Origin of the sequence: Streptomyces scopuliridis (assembly GCF_042790125.1) — a bacterium.
In the GTDB taxonomy this organism is placed as follows: domain Bacteria; phylum Actinomycetota; class Actinomycetes; order Streptomycetales; family Streptomycetaceae; genus Streptomyces; species Streptomyces scopuliridis_A.
Genome location: NZ_JBHTZS010000014.1, coordinates 98,453 through 120,399, shown reverse-complemented (window position 1 = coordinate 120,399; position 21,947 = coordinate 98,453). Strand labels below are relative to the sequence as shown.

Below are 21,947 nucleotides of genomic sequence, written 5' to 3'. Positions count from 1 at the left end.
CGGCTGAGTTCAGACAGATCGAACAGATCGGACAGTGGTGATGAGGGCCGTTGCCGGGGCCGTCGCGCGAGAAGTACGGCTCGCGGGCGGGCCCCGCCGCGACAGGGTGTGGGCGAGTACGACGCCACGGAAGCGGTGTGCCGCGGGCGCGTCGGGGGCGTGTCGTACCGCCACCGCCGGCCGTGGCGCGAACCGCGGCCGGGCCGCGGTCAGCAGCAGCCGGAGCGGGGAGAAGGCCAGGGCGCCGAGGACGGTCGCGAGCCGGAAGAGCGCGGCCTCGCCCCGGGCCAGCCAGAGCGCGCAGACGGCCGCGGCGAGGACATGGGCGACGAGCATCCCCGCCGAACCGTCCAGGCCGAAGGGGACGGCGGTGTCGACGGGGAGCATGCCGGCCCCGGCGCCCTCCCCCATGTCCATACCCGTACCGGTGGCGATGCCGCCCTCGGCGCCGTGCGGCGTGTGGTCCGGCGGCGCGGCCCCGCCGAACGGCGGCGTGCCGGCGAAGATCAGATGCAGTCCGCCCTGGACGGTGAGCAGCCCGGCCCCGATCGAGCGGAACCCGCGCCGTCGGCCGCCCGCGAGCCAGGCCACGCCCGCGGTCACCCCGAACGCCGTCCACAGCGCGCCGAGCGGGATCTCATGCCCGGATGTGAACGAATGCCCCACCGCCGCCAATGTCACGCATACCGCAGCGAAGGCGGCGGCCCGGAGAGCGCGTATAGGTGACGTGGCATCTGTCATGGTGGCCACATGCTGCCATCCTCACGGGCACGTAGGGCAGGCCCCCGGTTCCGTGATTCTTCTGGCAGCGAATTCGGCCATCCCGGAGCGGGCGCGCGGGCAGAGTCGGTGCCATGAGACTCCTGATCCTCGGTGGTACGGAATTCGTCGGGCGCGCGGTCACGGAGGCGGCGCTCGCGCGCGGTTGGCGGGTGACCGTCTTCCACCGCGGCCATCACGAGGCGCCCGACGGTGTCACCGTCCTGCGGGGCGATCGCACCGCCCCCGGCGGTCTCGCGGCCCTCTCGGACACAGCCGATACCTGGGACGCGGTCGTCGACACCTGGGCCGCCGCGCCGTCGGCGGTGCTCTCCACGGCCCGCCTGCTCGCGGACCGCGTCGGCCGGTACGCGTACGTCTCCAGCCGCTCGGTGTACGCGCACCCCGCCCCGGCCGGGCTCACGGAGGACGGCCCCCTGGTGGAGGGCGCGCACGCGGCGGCCGGCCGGACCGCGTACGCCCAGGACAAGCGCGGCGGCGAGCTGGCCGCCGAGGCGGTCTTCGGCGACCGGGCGCTGCTGGTCCGTGCCGGGCTGATCCTCGGGCCCTGGGAGAACACCGGCCGGCTGCCCTGGTGGCTGGGGCGGATCGCCCGGGGTGGCCCCGTACTGGCGCCGGGGCCGCGCGACAACCCCTTGCAGTACATCGACGCGCGCGACCTCGCCGAATGGACGCTGGACGCCGTACGGGACGGGCTGGGCGGCCCGTACGACCTGGTGAGCCCGGCCGGGCACACCAGCATGGGTGAGCTGCTCGACGCCTGCGTACGGGTCACCGGTTCCGACGCCGAACTGCGCTGGACGGAGCCGGAGACGGTCCTCGCGGCGGGGATCGAGCCCTGGACCGACCTGCCGGTCTGGCTCCCGCCGGGCGAGCTGCACGACACCATCCACGGCAGCGATGTCTCCAAGGCTCTTGCCACGGGCCTGCGGTGCCGCCCGGTGGCCGAGACGGTGGCGGACACCTGGTCCTGGCTCGGCTCGATCGGCGGCCGGGCCCCGCACCGGCCGGACCGCCCGCAGCTGGGTCTGGCACCGGAGCTGGAGGCCAGGGTGCTGGCCCCACAGGGCGACGCCTGACGTCACCGCGGGTGCGGGCCTTCCGCCGTCGGGCCATGCAGTTTCCGGTAGGCGGTCGGCGTCACCCCCACCTCTCTTCGGAAGATCGTCCGGAAATTCGCGGCCGTGCCGAAACCCGTCGCTCCCGCGATCCTCTCGACCGACCAGTCCGATGCCTCAAGGAGCCGGCGCGCACCGAGAATCCTCTGCACGGCGACCCATTGCATGGGAGGCATTCCTGTCTCACGCGCGAAACGCCGAATGAAGGTTCTCCGCGAAAGCAGGCTGTGGTCCGCCATCCGCTGCACGGTGATCGACGATCCCATATTCTCGATCACCCATTCCCGCGTCGCGCGCAGGCTGTCGCGGGAAGGAGTGAGCCCCTCTCTGTGCTGTGGCTCGTTCGCACCACGGACGGAGGAGAAAACGACGTCCTTCGCCACGCCATCCGCGACGGTGGCCCCGAAATCCGTCTGGACGACATGGAGACACGCGTCAATCCCCGCGCCCCCGCCCGCGGAGGTGAGAATCGCCCCGTCCTCGACGAACAGCCGATTCTCGACGACGTCGACTCCCGGATACATCTCCCGAAGCTGCCCGGTATGGCGCCAATGTGTCGTCGCCGCCTTCCCGTTGAGTACTCCGCCGGCCGCGAGCGCGAATACGCCTGTGCAGACGGCGATGACACGGGCACCCCGCTCGACGGCGGCCCGCAGCGCCTTCAGATACTCGTCCGGTACGGGACGATGCGGATCTTCGTAGCCCGGAACCACGACGATATCCGCGGCCGGGTCGACATCTTGAATCCCCCACACCACGACTCGATAACCCGGATGCTGACCAAACACATGCTCCGGAATGCTCACGTCCAGCGCGTATGCGCGCGGCACCGTGAGTATCGCGACAACCAATTCGTCATCTCCGGACCGCAATGACGCTCCCTTGTCTCCGCGGTGCCACGTTCTGGCACGATCCTTGCTGTAAGTGGCACAACCACGTCTCGTTCGCCCCGGCCCGGCCCCATATCGTCTGAGCGGTCACGACGGAACGCATTTTGATGAGGGGAACGCCATGAGCAACACACATCAGGCCGAAAGCTTCGGAGTTCCCTGGGAGGAAAGTTACGGGTACGTTCAGGCGGTCAAGCGCGGCGATACCATCTACCTCTCCGGTCAGGTGGCGCACGACGGAACGGAACTCGTCGCCCCCGCTCCGGTCGATGATGCCGGACTGGTCACCGATTTCGCCAACACGGGCGAGCAGCTGCGCCAGTGCTATGCCAACGCGGCGGAGTTGCTCCGGCGTTTCGGCGCATCGCTGGACGACGTCGTCGACGAGGTCATCTACGCGGTCGATGTCGACGCGGCCGACGCCGCGGCGGGGCCGGTACGCAAGGAAGCGTACGGCCGGCCGGACCCCCAGGTGGCGAGCACCATGATCGGCACCCCTCGGCTGGCCTTCCGCGAGCTGCTGGTCGAGGTCAAGTTCGTCGCCCGCGTCTGACGGACCGAGCGGCTCAGCGGCTCGCCGACTCCGTGAGCCGCCGGGTCAGCCGTCGCCCCCGGGCCCTGTTATGGCCGCCGTCAGCGCCGCGCGCAGCTCGGCCATCGCGTGGTGCCACGCGCCGTTCTCGCCGTCCGCCCTGACCCAGCGGTCGCGCACTTCGGACCCGGGCACGCTCACCCGGTCCAGGGCCAGGAGCGCGAGCTCCCTCAGCTCCTCGGGAAGCCGGGGCAGCGGCTCCTCCGGGCCGTACACCGACTCCACGGGCGGTCCGCCGGGGCACTGTGAGGCGACCAGCGCCGCCGCGGCCACGGCGGTTGCCCCCACCTCACCGTCCAGCGGACCGCGCGCGGTGACGTCCCCGGCGTCCCCGTCGTTGCCGGCGCCCCCCTCGTTCCCGGCGCCCCCGTCGTCCCTGCCATCCCCGGCGAGTGCGCGCAGCAGCGCCGCCCGTACGATCTCCGTCCGCTGCTCGACCGTCACTTCATCCAGGTCGGCGGAGAAGTCCACCGCGGCGTCGTTGTCGAAGTGGCCGGTGTCCCACGTACCCATGGTCTGCCCCCTGGTCGTTCCCCATCACGTTCATCCCGCTGTGACGATCGTGCCAGGCACCACTGACAATCCCCGACTCCCGATACCAGACGCCCGCGCGGCCGTCCCGGGGTGTATCCAGCACCACCCCGGCCCGGGGGACGACCGGCTGCCGCCGCCGGACCGCGCCGGTCAGACTGGTGCCAGGTCCGGGGGTCGGACCGCCGGGGGCCGTCGGGCCGTCCGGCCGCGCAGGGGAGACGAACGCCATGGACAGCAGGACGAAGAGGCCGGGCCCGCTGGTGTCCGCCGGGCGGGGACTGATGCTGTCGGTCGTCTCGCTCGCCGGATCGATCACGCTTTTCGTACTGTCGGCGCTCTCTCTGGTCTTCATCGTGCTGGGCTTCGGGATCTTCACCACGCCCGCGGTACTGGCGATGGTCAGGGCGCACGCCAATCAGCGCCGGCTGCTGGCCGTGCGGTGGTCGGGCGTACGGATCCCGGTCCCGTACCGCCCCTTCCCGGCGAACGCGCGCACCGGCGTCAGCGGCCGGGTGGAGCGCTGTTCCCTGATGCTCAAGGACCCGGCGACCTGGCGTGATCTCCAGTGGCTGGTGGTCGACATGACGGCGGGCTTCATCACCGCCCTGCTGTCGTTCGCCCTGCTCCTCTACGCGGTGGAGGGGTTCGTACTCGCCGCGGGCCTGTGGCGGGTGTTCGCCGACGACCGGTACTGGTACACGTTCATCCCGGTCGACAGCCAGGCGACCGCTCTCGCCGCGGCCGGCCTCGGCGCGGTCCTGCTCGGGCTCGGCGTGCGCTACAACGCGGATCTGCTGCGCGGCCACTTCCTGCTGACCAAGGCGCTCCTCGCGCCCGGCAGCGACCAGGAGATGGCGCTGCGGATCGCGCGGCTCACCGAGTCCCGGCACGACGCGGTGGACACCTCGGCCGCCGAACTGCGCCGTATCGAGCGCGATCTGCACGACGGGGCGCAGGCCAGGCTGGTCGCCGTGGGCATGGATCTGGGCACCGTCGAGGCGCTCATCGAGAAGGACCCGGCCAAGGCCAAGGCGCTGATCGGCAAGGCCCGGCAGTCCTCCGCCGAGGCGCTCACCGAGCTGCGCGATCTCGTACGGGGCATCCATCCGCCCGTACTGGCCGAGCGCGGTCTCGGGGACGCCGTGAAGGCGCTGACGCTGCGGCTGCCCGTGGAGACCGAGGTGGAGGTCGAGCTGACGGGCCGCGCCCCCGCCCCGGTCGAGTCGGCCGCGTACTTCGCCGTGAGCGAGGCGCTGACCAATGTGGTCAAGCACGCGGGCGCCGACCGTGCGTGGGTCGACATCTCGCACACCGGAGGGATGCTGCGGATCGCCGTCACGGACAACGGCGGCGGGGGCGCGGTGATCGGGACCGGCTCGGGGCTGAGCGGGCTCGAACGCCGGCTCGGTACATTCGACGGCGTCCTGGCCGTCAGCAGTCCAGCGGGCGGCCCCACCATGGTCACCATGGAGATCCCTTGCGAGTTGTCCTAGCCGAAGACCTCTTCCTGCTGCGCGACGGTCTGGTCCGGATGCTGGAGGCGTACGACTTCGAGATCCTGGCGGCGGTGGAGAGCGGGCCCGAACTGTCCAGGGCCCTGGCGGAGCTGGAGCCGGATGTCGCCGTGGTCGACGTCCGGCTTCCGCCGTCCCACACGGACGAGGGCCTTCAGTGCGCGCTCGCGGCCCGCCGGGCCCGGCCCGGCCTGCCGGTCCTCGTACTGTCCCAGCACGTCGAGCAGTTGTACGCGCGCGAGCTGCTGGCGGACGGCAACGGCGGCATCGGCTATCTGCTGAAGGACCGGGTCTTCGACGCGGACCAGTTCATCGACGCGGTACGCCGGGTCGCGGCGGGCGGAACGGCGATGGATCCGCAAGTCATCTCGCAACTGCTCTCCCGGCGGGCGCGGGACAAGCCGATCGGCGGGCTGACCCCGCGCGAGCGCGAGGTGATGGAGCTGGTGGCGCAGGGCCGCTCGAACGCCGCCATCGCGGCCCAACTCGTCGTCACGGAGCGGGCGGTGGCCAAACACACCTCGAACATCTTCGCCAAGCTGGATCTGCCGGTGTCGGACGACGACAACCGCCGGGTCCTGGCGGTTCTCGCCTATCTGGACCACGGCAGGTGATTGGCGGGCATCCGCCCGGTTTGGCGCTGGAGGTTTCTATGAATTCCCCCGGCGGCTGAACACCCCTCAGCCGAGGTCCGTATGGAACGGAGCGCTTCGCTTCTCCCCTGCCGCGCTTTCCGTAACCGGCGACGAAGCTTGAGGAGTTCCATGCCACGCACATCGAGAAAACGCTCCACACTGGCAAACCGGGCGATCGTCGCCTCGGCTGCCTTGCTCCTGGGCGGGGGTGGGCTGGTAGCGGTCAATGTCTACGCATCCGCGGGTGAGGGCGACTCCAACCGGTCCGCCCCTCGGAGCCAGAATGCGGGACGGTCGGTGTCGACCATCGACTGCCCGGATGTGGCGACCCAGGACCAGTTGGCGAACGTGCCGGACGCGGCACGTTCCGAGGTCGACCGGAATCTCGCGCTGATCGACAGCCAGATCACCGAGGCGTACAAACGATTCGCCGATGAGAAGGCCCAGATCGAGCGGGATCCGCGATTCGCCGAGAATGCCATTCTCAATCCGCTGAAGGACAAGCGGGCGGCCACTCTGGAGCGGATCGCCCTGTCGATCGGGAGGGTGGCGGAGCGGCCGCGGGGGCTGGAGGGTCTCGCGCCCTGCACCCTGCGGGGCGGCAACTCCCCCGGAGAGGGCGGCCAGGGCCAGAACGGCGGTCAGGGCGACGGGCAGGGCAACGGGCAGGGTAACGGCCAGAACGGCGGCCAGGACCCGGGCCAGGACGGCGGTCAGGACCCGGGCCAGGACGGCGGTCAGGGTAACGGCCAGAACGGCGGCCAGGGCGATGGCCAGGACGGCGACGGTCAGAACGGGGGCGGCCAGGCCGGCAACGGCCCCGAGACGTCCGACTTCGTCGACATCACCACCGTCCAGCCCAATGTCAGAAAGGCCAGGACCGCCCGGGGTGGTTCGAAGGGCACCTTCACCACCGACTGCGGTGTCAACGAGGCCGGAAAGTTCAATTCGGACAATGTCATCGTCGCCCCCGGTGTGAGCAATGGCGCTCACCATATGCATGACTATGTCGGCAACCAGGCCAATGACGCGTTCGCGACCGACGACTCTCTCGCGGCCGGTGAGACCAGCTGCCGCAACCAGGGCGACAAGTCCACGTACTACTGGCCGGTGCTGCGCCTCCAGAACGGCCAGGAAGAAGCCGACGCCAATGCGGACGGCGGCGGCAAGGAAGGCAATGTCGGTGAGATCCAGACGCCGTCCCAGGTGACCCTGACCTTCGCCGGCAATCCGAAATCCAAGGTCACCGCCATGCCGCGGTTCCTGCGGATCATCACCGGTGACGCCAAGGCATTCACCAATGGCGACGCCAATGCCAATGCCTCATGGAGCTGCACCGGATTCGAGGACCGCCAGCTCAAGGACAAATACCCGATCTGCCCCGAGGGCAGCCAGGTGGTCCGCAGCTTCGCGTTCCAGAGCTGCTGGGACGGCCAGAACGCCGACAGCGCCAACCACCGCACGCATGTGGCGTTCGCCGATCAGAACGGCCGCTGCCAGAACGGCTTCAAGGCGATCCCGCAGCTTCAGCAGCGCGTGGTGTACGACGTACCGCCGGGGCCCGGCTTCGCCGTGGACTCCTTCCCGGAGCAGTTGCACAAGCCCATCACCGACCACGGCGACTTCATCAACGTCTTCGACGACAACCTGATGAAGAAGGTCGTGAACTGCATCAACGGCGGACGCACGTGCAGGTGAGGCCGGCCGCGTAAGGCCGACAGCACGAGGCCGGCCGCATGAGGCCGCGTGAGGCCGCGTGAGGCCGGCCCTCTGAGGCACCGGCCGTCCCGTCTCCCCCTGTCGCGCTGCGCGGTCAGCCCGTGTGGTGACCGGAGTGCCCCTCGTCTCCCCCACCGTCGCCACTTCCCCCCGAGTGGTGCGACGAGCCGGCCTCCACGGTCCCGCCGAGCCGGCCGCGCAGCGCCGTCACCACCTTGTCGTCACCGACCGCGACCCACTTCCTGCCGACGAGATACGAACCGCCGTAGTCCTTGGCCTCGTTGATCCACTCGCGCAGACCGCGGTCGGTGGCGAAGGTGACCAGTACGTACTTCCCGTCGTCCGTCGTGCAGTTGCCCTGCCGCAACTCGTCCGCGTCGGTCTGGATGTTCGGCTCGCACTCCGCCTTCGCGGCGATCTGTTCGAGGCTCCCCGTCGCCGTGTCCGGTGTCGCGGGAGCCTTTTCGCCGTTGCCGCCGTTGCCGCCCTTGCCGTCGTTGCCGCCGTTGCCTGCACAGCCCGCCGTCAGCGCCAGGGTCAGGGCCGCGAGCACCACCAGGGATCGTTCGGTACGCATGCCGCCATCGTCCCCGACAGCCCGTCGCCGCGCGGCGGAACGGCCGGATTCCGGGGTGACCATCGGACCAATCGCTCGTTCTGCTCAACGTGCCCCCAGACAGCGCCGACACCGTCTCGACCGCCCCGTCCACAGCCGTTCCCGCGGACGCGGCGGACACGTCCGTATCCGACGCGGTTCCCCCCGCCGCCCGAGGTGCCCGAGGCGCCCTCGGTGCCGTCGGTGTCGAACAGGCCGAGGCCGCTCTCGTCGAGCACTACACCCGCCTCGTGCGCCTCGCGTATCTCGTGCTGCCGCCCTCGCTCGGCCGCAACCGGCGCGTACTGACCGCGCACGCGCTCGTGCAGCGCTCACTGCCGCGCGGGCGTACGGCGGCGGTGGCCGAGCGGTCCTCGATTCCCGGGCAGAGCCGCGCGGAGGGAGCCGAACCCCGGACCACGACCGGGCCGGGGCGGAACCCGGGGTACGCGTACGTACGTGAGCGCGTGCTGCGCCAGGCGCTGGACGCCGGGCGGCCGTTGCGCCGCCTCGCCCGGCCCAGGCGCGCCCAACTGCCGCCTCTGCTGCCGCACGTATGGGGTCTGCGGCTGTTCCCGCGTTCGGGGGGAGCCGACGAACTCGCACTGGACCAGCGGCTCTCCGGCCTCTCGGGACCGGCGCGCGCGGCGTTCGCGCTGCGCGGTCTGGAGCTGCTGACCGACGAGGAGGTCCGCCGGCTGCTCCAGGCGGCCGGGGCCGAGGACACGGAGACCGCGCTCTGCGAAGCATCCGCCGCCGCGGATCAGCGGATCGGGACGGCGGATCCCGTCGAGCTGTTGCGCTCACCCGAATTCGACCCCTGCTCGCTCCAGGCCAGGCCCACCGATCTGATGCGCAGGCGCCAGTACGGCAAGGCTGCCCTCGCCACCGGCGCGGCCCTGCTGGTGTGCGGAACGCTCCTCGGCCCGGCGGGCGGCGGCTGGGGCCAGGACGACGACGCGGACCCCGCGTACGGCCAGAACGCCGCAGTCGCGTCGGCCCTCGATCCGGCCAGGGTGCGGCGGATCGCGCCCGCCGCGTGGCGGACCTCCGCCCGTACGGACTTCTCCGTCTGGCCGGCGCGCGGGCCGCTGGCCGGGGACCGCGCGCTGCTCGGCCGGGCGCTGAGGGCCTGGGCCGCGCCCGGCGCTGCCGTACAGATCTCGGCGACGCCCGCCACGCCCTCGGGCCCGCCGATGGGGTCGCCGCAGCTGCTGTACGCGGGGAAGGTGGACGCGGCGCGGGTGGTGCTCTTCCACGACGGCCTGCGGGTCGTGCGGTACGCGGAGCCCGCGGCCGACGGCGGCGACGGAGTGGCCGCCCTCGACTTCGCGCGGGTCGACGGCGCGGACGCCGCCGCCGCGGGGGCGCTGGTCGTCGGCCGCTCGGACGGCAATGTGCGCTATCTGACCGCGCCATGGGTGCGGGGTACGTCGGTACGCGATCTGCTCGACCCGGCGGGGCCCGCGCGGCCCCTGCGGCGCGACGCGGACGGAGTGACCGATCCGCTGGCCAGCCCGGCGATGGCCCGCGACTGCCGCTCCTGGGACACACTTTCCGTGCGGGACGGCAGCGCGGACCCCGGCGGCGACGGCGGCGCGCCCACCGGCGACGACCGCGCGGATACGGCTGACGCGGGCGCCACGGACCGGCTGCTCACCGATCTCGGCGAACTGACGCCCGCCCGGCTGACATCGGGACCGCCGTCGGCCCCCGGCGACGTAGCGGCCCCGGCCGACCGTGCCGCCTGGGCCGGTACCGCCTGTCTGCTGCCCGCGATGCGCTCCCACGGCGTACGGTCCGTGAACTCCTGGCCGTACGCGCGGCAGCCGCTGCCCGAGTCCAACGGCACCGCGACGTGGCTCTGCACCCGCGCGGAGACCTGGCGGGGCCCGGGAAGCCGGGTACTGGCCCAGTTCCAGGCGCCGTCGGAGACCACGGCGCCCGGGGCCGTCGCGGCGCGCGCGGAGCACTCACCGGCCTGCGGCGCACGGGACTCACAGGTGCTGGCGGGCGTGCTGTGGAAGTCGCGGGGCGGCACGTGGTACGTGCTGGCCGCCGCGAGCGGGAAGTTGAATTCGGTCGAGGTGTCGGGCGGGGTGCGGGGCAGGGCGTCCGGAAATCTGCTGGCGGTACGGGCGGAAGAGGGCGCGCAGGCCGCGTTGTACGGCAGGGCCCCGGACGGGACGCGGGTGGACGCGCTGCGCTGACGGCCCCTGGCACCCGGTCCCGTAGCACCGGCGCGCGCCCGCCCCCAACCTTCAGGGCAGCAGCAGCCAGTCCGCTCCCAGCGCCGCCACCAGCCCCACGCCCAGCAGCCAGGTGCCGAGCCGTGTACGGCCGTGACGGCTCAGTTCGATCACCACACCGCACAGGATCATCGCGAGCCCGTACACCCCGACCACCAGGACCGAGGTCCGTTCCGCGAGCCGTACCGCCAGCAGCACGGCGAGACCGACCAGCAGCACCGACGCCAACGCGATCCGCGCCGCCCGCGCCTGACGGGGCGTCAGTCCGCCCTCGTAGGGCTCCGGTACCGGCGTGTCCATGGCCTCGTCCTGGTCAGATGCGCTCATGGTCCCGGAGCGTAACGGACACCCGCCAGGAGCCGCCCGTTAGGCTGTTCATATGACAACCGGGGTGCGCCGCAGAATGGGCGTGGAAGAGCGGAAGCAGCAGCTGATCGGCGTGGCGCTGGAGCTGTTCAGCCACCGCTCCCCCGGGGATGTCTCGATCGACGAGATCGCCGCTGCCGCCGGTATCTCCCGCCCGCTCGTCTACCACTACTTCCCCGGCAAGCAGAGCCTGTACGAGGCCGCCGTGCGCCGCGCCGCCGACGATCTGGCGACCCGCTTCCTGGAGCCGCGCGAAGGGCCCCTCGGAGCGCGGCTGCTCCGGGTCATGGAGCGCTTCTTCGACTTCGTCGACGAGCACGGCGCGGGTTTCTCCGCGCTGATGCGCGGCGGCCCCGCGGTGGGCTCCTCGACGGCCAACGCGGTGATCGACGAGGTGCGGCAGGCCGCGTACGAACAGATCCTGGCCCATCTCGGGGTCGGGAACCCGCCCGCGCGGCTGGAGTTGCTCGTACGGTCCTGGGTGTCGCTGGCCGAGACGACGGCACTGATCTGGCTGGACGGCCGCCGCGTCCCGCGCGGCGAGCTGGAGTCGCAGCTGGTGCACGACTTCGCCGCGCTGGCCGCCGTGAGCGCCGCGTACGACGAGGAGATGGCGGCGATCCTGCGGCGGATCATCGCCGACGAGCCGCCCGACGGCGCGTTCGCCGATCTGCTCGGCCGGCTCACCATGCTGAGTACGGAACTCCCGGCGCAGCGAGCTCTGGCGTAGGCCACGAGGCCGGATGGCCGGCGGCTTCTCGCCTGACTCAGGGGGCTGCCCGAACGGCCACGCCGCGGTAAGAGGCCCATGACCGGGCCGCCTCGACCATGGCCCTGAGCCACGAGGCATCGGGCTTGCGCTCAGCGAAAGCACGATGCATACGCAACGTGGCAGCGGCGAACGCGTCGATCGCTTTCGGGTCCGCGTCCGTCCAGGCTCTACAGCGGGATGCCCAGGACTCGGCGCTCTCGGCATCGTGTCCCGCCGAGATCAGTTGCACGACCAGGCAGGCGGGGTCGATGAACGCCGCGCCGCGAGTGGGCCACGACCAGTCGACCGCCCACGTGCCCCGCTCTCCGATGAGGAGGTTGCTCGGGTTGATATCGGTGTGGAGCAACGCTTCGCCCTGGAAGTGAGAGGGGTCGATCTCATCCGCGGCGAAGCGGTTCCAGCGAGTCTCCGGCCAGTCGCGGGCTATCTCGGGCAGATCCAGTTCCCCGATCCGGTTGAGGATGTCAACGACCGCGGGGAGATCCGGTGAGCCCGGAGCGAAGTCAGAACCGCGTCCGTCGACCCAATCGAAGCCGAGCGCTTGCCAGGTGTCATCCTCCGCGTGCCATCGCATTGCCGGGGAGATGGGACATACGGCCGGGTTGATCAGCCTTTCCCGGATGATCGAGTCGCGCCGGCCTCCAGGCCGGTTGCGTACGGCCTTGACGAAGAACCGGCCCCTCTCACACTCGACCAGGGCTGTGACATCCGAGCTGAACCCACGCGCGGTGGGCTGAAAACCAGTCAGATCTCCTGTGTGCGGGTGGAGCAGGCTCCAGAACTCCGCCCCCGGATCATTGCGATTCATGAGACCTTCAGTTCCTCGGGGTGCACTCACTGCCCGGGAAGCCGGGGCTGCATTCATCGTCATTGTCGTCGTCATCTTCGTCACCTCCGGCTTCAGCCCGGATGGCGGTGTTGGCGCGTTTCATGGCGCCGCCGCTGAGGATAGTGGCCAGAGGGGTGCTCATGACGTTGCCGATGTTCATCCAGCCGGAGAAGACGCACGGAGAGACCTCGCCCGTGGGACTGATGGCTGCCCTGCCGGAGCCACATCGGCCACAGAGATTCGCCACATCCGGGGCGCGCCCCTGAGCGCCCCGTCCGAAGGGGCGGACGCCGTCAACGCTGATCCGGCGGACGCCCAGAGCTTCGAGGTCTCGCCGTGTCTCGGTGACAGGCTGCCCTTCAGCGCTGTGGATGATCCCGACCCGGAGGGGAATGCCCAGGCCAACGGCCCGTTCGATGTTGGTCCGGGTGCGTTCGTGACTTCGGCGGCCGGTCATCGCCGCATGTTCCTCGGCACGGTGCGAGTAGTAGGACGTGGCGAGACTGAGTCCGTTGCGCTGGAAGACGTCCCAGCATTGGTCTGAGACGTGTACCAGGTTGCTGTAGACCTCGACGTTCAGTCCGATGGTCAGAGCATGGTCGACCAGGTCCGTGAAGTTCGGATGCATGGTCGACTCGCCGCCGATGAACTGGATGTTGCGCACTCCACAGGCGGCGGCTTGGTCGAGGACGCTGACCCAGTCCTCGCGAGTCATGGTCCCGTGGGTGCCGTCCGGCCCTGATGCGTTGTAGCAGTGAGTGCAGTTGAGCTGGCACTTCCGCGTCAGGTCCAGCCATAAAAGCCGAGTAGCGGTCTTCTCGACCGACGTGGTTTCGATGCTCGTTGTCACTGTCATGACCCTTCTTGTTGGACTGTGCACTGAGCTTGTGAACCTGCCCCCACCAGGGGAGGGTGAGTATTTTCAACCCGGAGGAGACTGGGGTTCTTGGGCTTCGTCCTTCTTGCGCTCCGCGAGCCGCACCGACTGTGGGTCCAGATCAATGGCGAACGTGTCGCTGGGCCTGCGAGTTGCGGGAACCCAGTCCTGGTAACTCACCAACCGAGCCACACCGCCAGCACGAGAGCGCAGCCGAGAGCGCTGACGGTCATCACATAGGCAATCTGCTCCATGCGCGGGCTCACCGGTTGCTTTCCATGGCTCGCCTCTTCCTGTCGCGTTCCACGTGACGGAGCCGGTAGACGGCGGCAGTCGTGCGGGTGGCCAGGGCCAAGCTCCGCATGTGTTCGTACGCGAAACCAGGGGGTGTTGTCTCCGTAGGGCGGACGTCTTCCCGGAGCAGTCCCCGGGCCTCTTTGAGCAGCGCCCGCGACTGGGCAGTCTCGATGCCCCAGATTTCGTCATCGATCAGCGTGGCCAGGTGACCGCGCAGCTTCAGTGTCGTGATGTCTGTCCACTCCCGCTCGGGAAGCGAGATACGGAGTTCGAGTGCCTGCTTCACCGTGTGCGAGATCGTCGTCAAGTCGACCGCATACGCCGGGGTGCTGGGTGACTCGTCGATGCCTGCACTTCCAGCGTTGCTGGTGGCGTTGGGCTCGGTCGTCGCCACTCCCGTGGGACTAAGCTCCTCCGACTCCCGCATAGCCGTGCTGCGCTTGGATTCGGAAGTCACGGTGTCCACTCTCGCCTGCGACTCGATACTCACCCTGAACCCCTTGCCTGGAGTTTGCAGTTCACGGCGACCCCTTGGTCACTCCAGCTACTCGCTCGATCGCCCTCTGTAACAAGTGAACTGCGCTGGACCAAGATCAGCTCACACAGAACTTGCACAACGGCACTGCCCGTAGGCTCAGTTGGGGGATCGCACCTACTGGCAATGGGAAGGTGGGATACATGGACAGCAAGAGCGCCGGCGAGAACATCGCCGTACTTCGCAAAGCGCGGGGGATGTCGCAGGCTCAGCTGGGCCGGGCTGCCGGGCTGAGCGTTTCCTACCTCAGCAAAATCGAGACCGGGCTTCGGCCGGTCACGCCGCCTGTGGGAGCCGCTTGCTCGAAAGCCATGGGCGTCACGACGGCTCGCATCTATGGTCAGCCTTTCCGTGACCGCCCCCTTACCGAGGCTGAGCGGCTTGACGCGTTGCGGACGGCAGTGCGTCGGCACACCCTTCCCAGGGAGGACGTGCCGGATCCCAAGGTGCTGGCCCGCGACCTGAAGAAATCAGCTCGGCTACGGGCGGAGGCTCAGTACCTTGGATTGCTCGATGTCCTGCCCAAGTTGCTTGGTCAGGCGACGGCGACGGCGTTCGCCGCTGGTGGTGACGCTGTCGCGTGGGGGCAGGTCGCCGACCTCTACGGCTGCGCCTATGCCGTCGCTCACCGGCTCGGGGAGCCCGACCTCGCAGACATGATCGTCTCGCGTCAGCAATGGGCTGCTCACCAGACATGGAACCCGGACGCGGAAGCCGCCGCGTCGTGGAACGAGGCCGGCACCTATCAGTCCGCCGGGCACTATGACGACGGGCTGGCCATCGTGGACCGAGCCATCGTCCAGTACGAGCGCATGGGCAACGATGCGGCCTCCAGCGCGATCATCCTCGGCTCGCTTCACCTGCGGGGGGTGGTACTCGCCTCCCGGCACAGGGACGCAGCCGCAACCGAGGCCCACCTCGTCCGGGCGCGCGAGCTGACGGCGAAGCTTCCGCAGGCGGGGGACGCGCTCTTGCACAACCTGACCTTCGGGGCAGGGAACACCGCGTTGTACGAACTGGCAGCGCATATCGAGCTGGAGCAGCCCGACCGGGCGGTCAACATGGCGGCGCCCCTCCTGAAGAAGCCGCCGGCAGGGTTGAAGCCGAGCAGGATAGGGCGACTTCACATTGATGTGGCGCGCGCCCGATTGGCGGTCGGAGACGTGGCAGGCGCGGAAGAGTCCTTGAAGAGGGCCTTCAAGGTGGCGCCCGAGATGACCGAGTTGCACCCCATGAGCCGGGAAGTGCTCAGGGTTCTCTTCGTAATGCACCAGAGGACTCGGCCGGACCTGATGGAGATGGCCAAGCGGGTGGGATTGACCGACTGAAGCCGGTCTCTCGACTGCTCCCTCTCAGGCGTAGACCACCGTCACCTCCGTGAAGCCGAGCGAACGCAGCAGGCCCTGGAGCATGCCGGTAGTGTTCTTCTCGGCGCGCGCGGTGAGTTCGCTCTCCTTGGCCGCGTCCCCGATATGGCGGGCGGCGAGCCTGTTCACGGCGTGTTCGTCGGCCGGGTTGTCGGAGAAGAGGTCGCCGAGCCGGTCGAGCAGACCGCGTTCCTTGGACACGGCGTACGAGCGCTCCGGGTCGAGCGCGGGCTCGCCGAGGCGCGCGTGGGGCAGTCGGATCGTGGCGGTGGTGCGGTCCTTGTCGACCTGGACGTTCCGCTCGCCGAGGCCGCTGAAGTCGACGTAGGAGGAGACCGTGCCCGCGCCCACGTAGAGCGTGCGGGTGCCACGGATCGCGTCGGGCAGATACTTGGTGTCCTTCTCCAGGTCGACCACGACCTGGAAGTTGCCGGAGGCCGCCTCGTACCGGTCCAGGTCCTGGATGGATTCGAGCAGGGCCGGTCCCGTGCGGTCGTGGGTCTCCTCGCCGAAGAGATCACCGAACCCGGGCAGCAGATCGAGCCGGCTGCCCGCGAAGAGCAGCGCGGCCACGACGACGAGTGCGAGCGGCACCCGTACGCGGCTGCCCCACCGGGACAGCCGCGTACGGCTCCGGGCCTTCTCCGGATGCGCGTCGGTGGACGTCATACCTAACGGATTGCCCGTACGGCCGGGTTCACACGCTCACGCCCCGCCCGTACGGCCGGGTTCAGGCGCTCACGCCCCCTGCGCCGCGAAGACCGCCACCGTCCGCGCGGGCACGGTGAACGTCCCCGAACTCCGTTCGTAGCGGGACTCCTTGACCGTACGGTCCGCTCCCCCGGCCTGGATCCGGTGCAGCGCGTACGGCCGCCCGGCCAGCTCCGTCACCCGCTGGTCCCGGGCCGCCGGGGTCGCGTTGAAGACCACGACCAGATCACCGAGCCGCATGGTGATGACGCCCGGCGTCTCACCGGGCCCGGAGAGCGGGAAGGTCAGCGCGGACCGGACCGCGTCCGTGGTGGTGAGGCTGAACGCCGGCTCCGTGGCGCGGATCCGCAGCAGGTCCTGGTACGCGGCCGAGGTGCCGTCGATCTGCGCGCAGCCGGGCGTGAGCGTCGGAGCCGTCAGCAAGGGCTTGGCATAGGGCCACTTGTCCTCGTTGTCGGCGGCCGGCGGCAGCCCCCGGCCGAAGCCGTTGCCGTCGCGGCAGTCCCAGTGGATCGCGTTGAACCAGTCCCCGCTGTCGTACGAATTGCGGTCCAGCGACTTGGACCGAAGCAGGTCCGTGCCCGCCTGGGAGAGGGCCGGGCCCTGAGAAAGCGTGGCGGTCGCCATCGCGAGGACCTGCGCCCTCGCCCGGTCGGCGGCCGTCACCGACGGCGGCAGCTTGAAGGCGAGCGTGTCGTAGAGGGATTCGTTGTCGTGGGCGTCGGCGTAGGCCAGCGCGTCGCCGGGGACGGCCGCGTAGCCGGCCGGTGCGCCGTTGTAGTCGACCTCGGAGCCGCGGACCGTACGGCCGGAGGTGTCGGTGAACGTGTAGTCCGCGAGGTTGCCGGTCAGCCCCACCTTGATCAGGTCCTGGTAGTGCAGCAGCCGGGCCTTCTGCTCGGCGGGCGTGCCGTTCGCGGTGGAGGAGTTGGGGTCGGTGTAGAGACCGGAGGCGAAGCCCTGGACGCCCGGGTCCTCGTCGAAGGGTCCGCCGCCGCGCACCGCGTCACGGGCCCGGTCGGAGAAGGTCGCGATTCCGGTCCCGGCCATGTTCTTCTGGGTGGCCTGGACGAAGCGGGCGTCGTCGGCGATCTCGCCGAAGTTCCATCCCTCGCCGTAGAGGATGATCTTCTTGCCGTCGACTCCGTCCTTCGCCACGGTCAGCGCGTCCAGCGCCTTCCGTACGGCGAGGATATTGGCCTTCGGGTGGTGGCCCATCAGATCGAAGCGGAAGCCGTCGACCTTGTACTCGCGGGCCCAGGTGACGACCGAGTCCACGACGAGCTTGCCCATCATGGCGTTCTCGGGCGCCGTGTTGGCGCAGCAGGTGGAGGTGGCGACGGAGCCGTCCGCCAGCAGCCGCTGGTAGTAGCCGGGCACGATCTTGTCGAGGACGGACTTGTCCGCCTGTCCGCTCGCGACGGTGTGGTTGTAGACGACGTCCATGACCGTGCGCAGCCCGGTGCCGTTCAGCGACTGCACCATCTGCCGGAACTCGACCGTACGCCGGGTCCCCTCCGGGTCCGAGGCGTACGAGCCCTCGGGCACGGTGTAGTGCAGCGGGTCGTAGCCCCAGTTGTACGCGTCCTTCGCGGCGGTCCGCGCCACGCACGCCTGCTGTTCGGCCGAGTCGGGCGCGTACACCTTCAAGTCACAGCCAGGGGTGACCTGTTCGGAGGCGCGCTCCGGGATCGTGCCGATGTCGAAGGCCGGCAGCAGATGCACGTAGGACGTGCCCGAATCCGCCAGCCGCGCCAGATGTTTCATCCCGTCGGAGTCGCGGTCCGTGAAGGCCAGATACCGGCCCGGGTGGTCCGAGGTGCGGTCCGCGACCGAGAAGTCGCGGATGTGCAGCTCCTGGATCTGCGCGTCGCGCAGCGGGACGGCGGCGGGCTTCTTCAGCGTGGACCAGCCCCGGGGGGCCAGCTTCGGATCGGCCAGGTCCACCACGAGGCTGCGGGCCGAGTCCGTGGTGAGCGCGGTCGAGTAGGGATCGGTGACCTTGTTGGTGACGACCTTCTGGACGCTCGGCGCCCAGACCGTCACGGCGTACCGGTACGGTCTGCCCGCCCAGCTCCGCTCGCCGGTCACCGACCAGACGCCGGAGGCCGCGTCGCGCTTCATCGGGACCGTACGGCCGTCGAGTTCGAGCGCGACCCGCTGCGCGGTCGGTGCCCAGAGGGAGAGGACGGGGCGCCCGCCGGTGAAGACCGGCCCGAGCGACGCCTTGACCGCCCGCGCGCTGTAGAGGTCGTCGAGGATGCCCGGCGTCTGGACGCCGGTGGCCGCGAGCAGCGCGCCGTTGGCGGCCCGCTGGGTGGCGATCAGCTGCCCGGACAGCGACTCACGGATCCTGTCCCGGTCGCGTACGTCCACGCTGAAGGCCGGATAGTCCTTGAGGTGCGGGTACGCGGCCTTCTGCGCGTCGGTGAGGGCGGACGGCGAGAGCCGCAGCCACTGCCCCTCGTCGGAGAGCGCGCCGTCCTCGACGGTGATGCCGCCGTCGCGCGCGTACACCAGCTGCTGGCTGGTCGCGGCGGTCGCCTTCACCTTCCAGACGACGGTGTCGGTGTCGATCCACTGGGCCTCGGCCTTGGTGAGGTCGAGGCTCGGGGACGAACCGGACTGCGGCAGCAGGTACTTCGGCTGCCCGGCGAGCAGCCACACCTCGTTGCCGTAGGTCGCGAGGTCCAGGGACTGGTCGGTGGGGAGGTCCTTCTCGTCGCCCTTGTGGAGGATGTAGCTGAGCGAGGCGGCACCGGCCGCGAGCGGAACCTCGAAGGTCACGCCGTACGCGTCCTCCCGTACCGGCTGGAGCGGCTTCGACCAGTCGGTGGGCGAGGCCGCGCCCGACCAGGTGTGCAGCCCCCAGCCGTCGTAGTCGCCGTCCGCGCGGCGGTAGTGGATGGTCGCCTTCGTGGTGTCCTGCGGCGGATGGGCGCCGTCCGGAGCCTTCTCGGACTGGCCGTCCGCGCCCTGGCTGATCCACACCTCGCCGGTGCGCGCGAGATCGACGGTGCGCTGCGGGCCCTCGTCCGGGGCGCCGGGCTTCTCCACGGTGTACGGGAGGCCGGCCGCGCCCTCGGGGACCTTGATCCAGGCGAAGGCGCCGTAGGCGTCCCGGCCGGTGAACGCGGCGGTCGTGGAGCCGGACCTCAGCTGCCAGCCCTCGTAGTCGCCGTCGGGCCGCTGGTAGTGGACGACGGCGTACTCCCGCTCGACCGCGCCCGGCTTCTCGGGGGCGGGCGTCTGTCCGGCCGTCGAGTCGGCGGTGGCGCTCGCGGTGCGGCCCGCGCTGTCGACCACAACGGCCTTGTAGCGCAGGGGAGTTCCGGCGGCGGTGGTCACGTGGTCGGTGACCCGGTACGGGGCGTGGTCCGCGGTGCCGAGGGTCCGCCACTTACCGTTACCGGTCTGGGCGGCGAAGACGACGCGGTTGAGCTGTCCGCCGGTGACCTCGGCGGCCAGTTCGACGGTGCCGGTGGCGCCGGGCGCCGGGGCCTTCAGGGTGATCGCGGGCTTGGCGGCGGGGGCGGCCAGGGGCTTCGCCGCCTTCAGCACCAGCGAGGAGAGCGCGGGTACGGTCACCTTGACGGTGCCGCCGGCCCCGGCGCGCACCGTACCCGCCTCCTCGCCCGAACCGCCGTACAGCGTACGGAAGTCGGTGCCCGCGGCCGAGCCGACCGGGATCTCGACGGTCTTGGCATCGGCGGCGTTGTTCACGGCGACGACGTACTCGGTGCGCGCCTTGGCGTCGGTACGGGAATCGGTGCGGGAATCGGTGCGGGAGTAGGCGTAGACGGAATCCTTCGCGTACCGCTCCGTCTGGACTCCGTCCCGCAGCGCCGGGTGGGCCTTGGTGAGCTTCGAGAGCGCGGCGATCGACCGGTACAGCGGGTGCGCCGGGTCATAGGCGTCCGAGGCGTGGGTACGGTCCGTGCCCAGCTGGTCGTCGTCCAGATAGTCGGCGGTCCGGGAGGCGAAGAGGGTCTGACGGGCGTCCTTGTCGCCGCCCGCGCCCGTGAAGCCCTGCTCGTCGCCGTAGTAGATCACCGGGTTGCCCCGGGACAGGAACATCAGCTCGTTGGCGAGCCGGGCCCGCGCCACCAGCTCGGCGTCGCCGGCCCCCGGGTTGTCCTGGGCGAGGAAGGTGCCGATCCGGCCCATGTCGTGGTTGCCGAGGAAGGTCACCTGCTCATAGGCGTTGGCCTTGTCGGTGGTGTAGCGGTAGTCGTCGGCGAAGACCTTCGCGAGCCGCTCGGCCGGCGCGCCCTGCGAGGCATAGGCGCGCGCCGCGTCCTGGAAGGGGAAGTCGAGCGTGGCGTCCAGCCGGCCCCGGGTCACATACGGCGAGGTGACGGCGGTGTCCGACGAGTAGACCTCGCCGAACATGAAGAAGTCGTCCCGGCCGCGCTTGGCCGCGTACGCGTCGAGCGCCGTGGCCCACTGGGTCCAGAAGTCCATGTCGACATGTTTGACGGTGTCGATACGGAAGCCGTCGATGTCGAAGTCGCGGACCCACTTCTCGTAGATCTTCTCCATCCCGGAGACGACCTCGGGGCGCTCGGTCCACAGGTCGTCCAGCCCGGCGAAGTCGCCGTACTCACCGCTCTCGCCCGCGAAGGTCGAGTCGCCCCGGTTGTGGTACATCATCGGGTCGTTGAGCCAGGCGGGGACCTTCGTCTCGCCCGTGCGCACGACGGGGGTGTACGGGAAGGAGTCCGCGTCGGCCTTCGAGAAGTCGGTACGCGCGCCGTCGCCGCGGTCGCCGTCGCCGCCGCGGTCGTCGAAGGGGCGGCCGTCCTTGTCGAGATACGGATAGGCGCCCTTGGGCCGGTAGCCGTACTCCTTCTCCGCGTAGTCGACGGTGTCGGCGGTGTGGTTGGTGATGACGTCGAAGAAGACCTTCATGCCCTTGTCATGGGCCTTGGCGATCAGCTTCGTCAGGTCGGCGTTGGTGCCGAAGTGCGGGTCGACCTGGGTGAAGTCCGTGATCCAGTAGCCGTGGTAGCCGGCCGAGGCGTCCTTCCCCTCGCCCTGCACGGGCTTGTTCTTGAAGATCGGCGCGAGCCAGATCGCGGTGGTGCCGAGCCCCTTGATGTAGTCGAGCCTGTCGGTGAGGCCCTTGAGGTCGCCGCCCTGGTAGAAGCCCTTGTCGGTGGGGTCGTAGCCGGTGGAGGTCCGCGAACCGGTCAGCCCGCCCCGGTCGTTGGTCCTGTCGCCGTTGGCGAACCGGTCGGGCAGGACGAAGTAGAACTGCTCACGGGTCAGATCGTGGCGCGCGGGCTCGGCGGCGAGCCGGGCGTCCGACGGCGGCGCGGGCGGCGCGGACACGGCGGGCCGCTCACCGGCCGACGCGGCGGCGGGCAGGGCGGGGACCAGCGCCGCGCACAGGGCGGCGGCGAGGACGGCGGTCGCCGCTCTTCGCAGGGGCGGGCGTTTCACGCGGATCTCCTCGGATGTGCGGGATCAGGGGATGCGGGCATCTCAGCGGATGCGGGCATGGAGGAACGCGGGTACGGGAAGGGGCCGTCCGGCGGCGGGGAGGCAGCGCCGGACGGCCGTTT

Annotated in this window: 18 protein-coding genes; 8 read left to right on the top strand and 10 right to left on the bottom strand. The window is 70.3% G+C overall.

All coding sequences use genetic code 11. From position 1 onward, the window contains the following. Positions 1–9 precede the first annotated feature (9 nt). A complete protein-coding gene (locus tag ACFRKB_RS22370) occupies positions 10–666 on the bottom strand; it encodes a hypothetical protein (protein ID WP_383108025.1) in 657 nt (218 codons plus the stop codon). A 188-nt stretch (positions 667–854) separates the two neighbouring features. Between ACFRKB_RS22370 and ACFRKB_RS22365 the strand changes: the two genes are divergently transcribed. Next, entirely contained in the window at positions 855–1,859 is a 1,005-nt protein-coding gene (locus ACFRKB_RS22365) for an NAD-dependent epimerase/dehydratase family protein (protein ID WP_383108023.1), read from the top strand. Positions 1,860–1,861: 2 nt separating this feature from the next. Here the strand turns inward: ACFRKB_RS22365 and ACFRKB_RS22360 are convergent, their stop codons facing one another. Continuing rightward, positions 1,862–2,704: a GlxA family transcriptional regulator gene (locus tag ACFRKB_RS22360; protein WP_383108022.1), complete on the bottom strand. Its 843-nt coding sequence runs from the start codon at positions 2,702–2,704 to the stop codon at positions 1,862–1,864. A 205-nt stretch (positions 2,705–2,909) separates the two neighbouring features. On the opposite strand from ACFRKB_RS22360, the gene ACFRKB_RS22355 reads away from it, so the two are divergent. Beyond that, complete coding sequence (locus tag ACFRKB_RS22355) at positions 2,910–3,341, top strand: Rid family hydrolase (RefSeq protein WP_383108021.1); 432 nt, start codon at positions 2,910–2,912, stop codon at positions 3,339–3,341. Between the two features lie 45 nt (positions 3,342–3,386). On the opposite strand, the gene ACFRKB_RS22350 is transcribed toward ACFRKB_RS22355, so the two are convergent. Next, entirely contained in the window at positions 3,387–3,893 is a 507-nt protein-coding gene (locus ACFRKB_RS22350; RefSeq protein ID WP_383108019.1) for a DUF4259 domain-containing protein, read from the bottom strand. Between the two features lie 248 nt (positions 3,894–4,141). On the opposite strand from ACFRKB_RS22350, the gene ACFRKB_RS22345 reads away from it, so the two are divergent. The 3 genes from ACFRKB_RS22345 (at position 4,142) to ACFRKB_RS22335 (ending at position 7,761) form a co-directional block, all read left to right on the top strand. Next, positions 4,142–5,407: a sensor histidine kinase gene (locus tag ACFRKB_RS22345; protein ID WP_383108018.1), complete on the top strand. Its 1,266-nt coding sequence runs from the start codon at positions 4,142–4,144 to the stop codon at positions 5,405–5,407. Continuing rightward, positions 5,392–6,042: a LuxR C-terminal-related transcriptional regulator gene (locus tag ACFRKB_RS22340; protein WP_376583595.1), complete on the top strand. Its 651-nt coding sequence runs from the start codon at positions 5,392–5,394 to the stop codon at positions 6,040–6,042. The genes ACFRKB_RS22345 and ACFRKB_RS22340 overlap by 16 nt, the downstream gene beginning before the upstream one ends. Positions 6,043–6,192: 150 nt before the next feature. Further along, entirely contained in the window at positions 6,193–7,761 is a 1,569-nt protein-coding gene (locus tag ACFRKB_RS22335) for a DUF1996 domain-containing protein (RefSeq protein ID WP_383108017.1), read from the top strand. 115 nt (positions 7,762–7,876) lie between these two features. Here the strand turns inward: ACFRKB_RS22335 and ACFRKB_RS22330 are convergent, their stop codons facing one another. Then, the gene (locus ACFRKB_RS22330; RefSeq protein WP_383108016.1) at positions 7,877–8,359 is read right to left on the bottom strand and encodes a hypothetical protein; all 483 of its coding nucleotides are present in this window, start codon (positions 8,357–8,359) and stop codon (positions 7,877–7,879) included. Positions 8,360–8,448: 89 nt separating this feature from the next. Between ACFRKB_RS22330 and ACFRKB_RS22325 the strand changes: the two genes are divergently transcribed. Beyond that, the gene (locus tag ACFRKB_RS22325) at positions 8,449–10,587 is read left to right on the top strand and encodes a hypothetical protein (protein ID WP_383108014.1); all 2,139 of its coding nucleotides are present in this window, start codon (positions 8,449–8,451) and stop codon (positions 10,585–10,587) included. Between the two features lie 51 nt (positions 10,588–10,638). On the opposite strand, the gene ACFRKB_RS22320 is transcribed toward ACFRKB_RS22325, so the two are convergent. Continuing rightward, positions 10,639–10,953, bottom strand: a complete 315-nt coding sequence (locus ACFRKB_RS22320) for a hypothetical protein (protein WP_365970894.1) — start codon at positions 10,951–10,953, stop codon at positions 10,639–10,641. A gap of 52 nt (positions 10,954–11,005) precedes the next feature. Between ACFRKB_RS22320 and ACFRKB_RS22315 the strand changes: the two genes are divergently transcribed. After that, positions 11,006–11,722 (top strand): TetR/AcrR family transcriptional regulator, encoded by a 717-nt coding sequence (locus tag ACFRKB_RS22315; protein WP_383108013.1) that lies wholly within the window; start codon positions 11,006–11,008, stop codon positions 11,720–11,722. Positions 11,723–11,759: 37 nt separating this feature from the next. Here the strand turns inward: ACFRKB_RS22315 and ACFRKB_RS22310 are convergent, their stop codons facing one another. The 3 genes from ACFRKB_RS22310 to ACFRKB_RS22300 form a co-directional block, all read right to left on the bottom strand. After that, on the bottom strand, positions 11,760–12,572 hold the full coding sequence (locus tag ACFRKB_RS22310) for a protein kinase family protein (protein ID WP_383108012.1): 813 nt from the start codon (positions 12,570–12,572) through the stop codon (positions 11,760–11,762). A gap of 7 nt (positions 12,573–12,579) precedes the next feature. Next, positions 12,580–13,449: a radical SAM/SPASM domain-containing protein gene (locus tag ACFRKB_RS22305; RefSeq protein WP_383108011.1), complete on the bottom strand. Its 870-nt coding sequence runs from the start codon at positions 13,447–13,449 to the stop codon at positions 12,580–12,582. A 283-nt stretch (positions 13,450–13,732) separates the two neighbouring features. After that, positions 13,733–14,257 carry a hypothetical protein gene (locus ACFRKB_RS22300; RefSeq protein ID WP_383108009.1) on the bottom strand — a complete coding sequence of 175 codons (525 nt, stop codon included), beginning with the start codon at positions 14,255–14,257 and terminating at the stop codon, positions 13,733–13,735. Positions 14,258–14,445: 188 nt separating this feature from the next. Here ACFRKB_RS22300 and ACFRKB_RS22295 point away from each other — a divergent pair, with 188 nt between their 5' ends. Then, positions 14,446–15,630 (top strand): helix-turn-helix domain-containing protein, encoded by a 1,185-nt coding sequence (locus ACFRKB_RS22295; protein WP_383108008.1) that lies wholly within the window; start codon positions 14,446–14,448, stop codon positions 15,628–15,630. Positions 15,631–15,654: 24 nt separating this feature from the next. On the opposite strand, the gene ACFRKB_RS22290 is transcribed toward ACFRKB_RS22295, so the two are convergent. Both ACFRKB_RS22290 and pulA read right to left on the bottom strand, forming a co-directional pair. Then, on the bottom strand, positions 15,655–16,338 hold the full coding sequence (locus tag ACFRKB_RS22290) for a DUF4230 domain-containing protein (protein WP_383108007.1): 684 nt from the start codon (positions 16,336–16,338) through the stop codon (positions 15,655–15,657). Between the two features lie 69 nt (positions 16,339–16,407). Then, positions 16,408–21,825, bottom strand: a complete 5,418-nt coding sequence (gene pulA, locus ACFRKB_RS22285; protein ID WP_383108005.1) for a pullulanase-type alpha-1,6-glucosidase — start codon at positions 21,823–21,825, stop codon at positions 16,408–16,410. Positions 21,826–21,947: the final 122 nt, after the last annotated feature.

What these genes read in the sequence shown, in the direction of transcription:
- ACFRKB_RS22365 (WP_383108023.1), top strand. Translation starts at nt 855, where the DNA reads ATGAGACTCCTGATCCTCGGTGGTACGGAATTCGTCGGGCGCGCGGTC.
- ACFRKB_RS22355 (WP_383108021.1), top strand. Translation starts at nt 2,910, where the DNA reads ATGAGCAACACACATCAGGCCGAAAGCTTCGGAGTTCCCTGGGAGGAA.
- ACFRKB_RS22350 (WP_383108019.1), bottom strand. Translation starts at nt 3,893, where the DNA reads ATGGGTACGTGGGACACCGGCCACTTCGACAACGACGCCGCGGTGGAC.
- ACFRKB_RS22345 (WP_383108018.1), top strand. Translation starts at nt 4,142, where the DNA reads ATGGACAGCAGGACGAAGAGGCCGGGCCCGCTGGTGTCCGCCGGGCGG.
- ACFRKB_RS22335 (WP_383108017.1), top strand. Translation starts at nt 6,193, where the DNA reads ATGCCACGCACATCGAGAAAACGCTCCACACTGGCAAACCGGGCGATC.
- ACFRKB_RS22330 (WP_383108016.1), bottom strand. Translation starts at nt 8,359, where the DNA reads ATGCGTACCGAACGATCCCTGGTGGTGCTCGCGGCCCTGACCCTGGCG.
- ACFRKB_RS22320 (WP_365970894.1), bottom strand. Translation starts at nt 10,953, where the DNA reads ATGAGCGCATCTGACCAGGACGAGGCCATGGACACGCCGGTACCGGAG.
- ACFRKB_RS22315 (WP_383108013.1), top strand. Translation starts at nt 11,006, where the DNA reads ATGACAACCGGGGTGCGCCGCAGAATGGGCGTGGAAGAGCGGAAGCAG.
- ACFRKB_RS22310 (WP_383108012.1), bottom strand. Translation starts at nt 12,572, where the DNA reads ATGAATCGCAATGATCCGGGGGCGGAGTTCTGGAGCCTGCTCCACCCG.
- ACFRKB_RS22305 (WP_383108011.1), bottom strand. Translation starts at nt 13,449, where the DNA reads ATGACAGTGACAACGAGCATCGAAACCACGTCGGTCGAGAAGACCGCT.
- ACFRKB_RS22295 (WP_383108008.1), top strand. Translation starts at nt 14,446, where the DNA reads ATGGACAGCAAGAGCGCCGGCGAGAACATCGCCGTACTTCGCAAAGCG.
- ACFRKB_RS22290 (WP_383108007.1), bottom strand. Translation starts at nt 16,338, where the DNA reads ATGACGTCCACCGACGCGCATCCGGAGAAGGCCCGGAGCCGTACGCGG.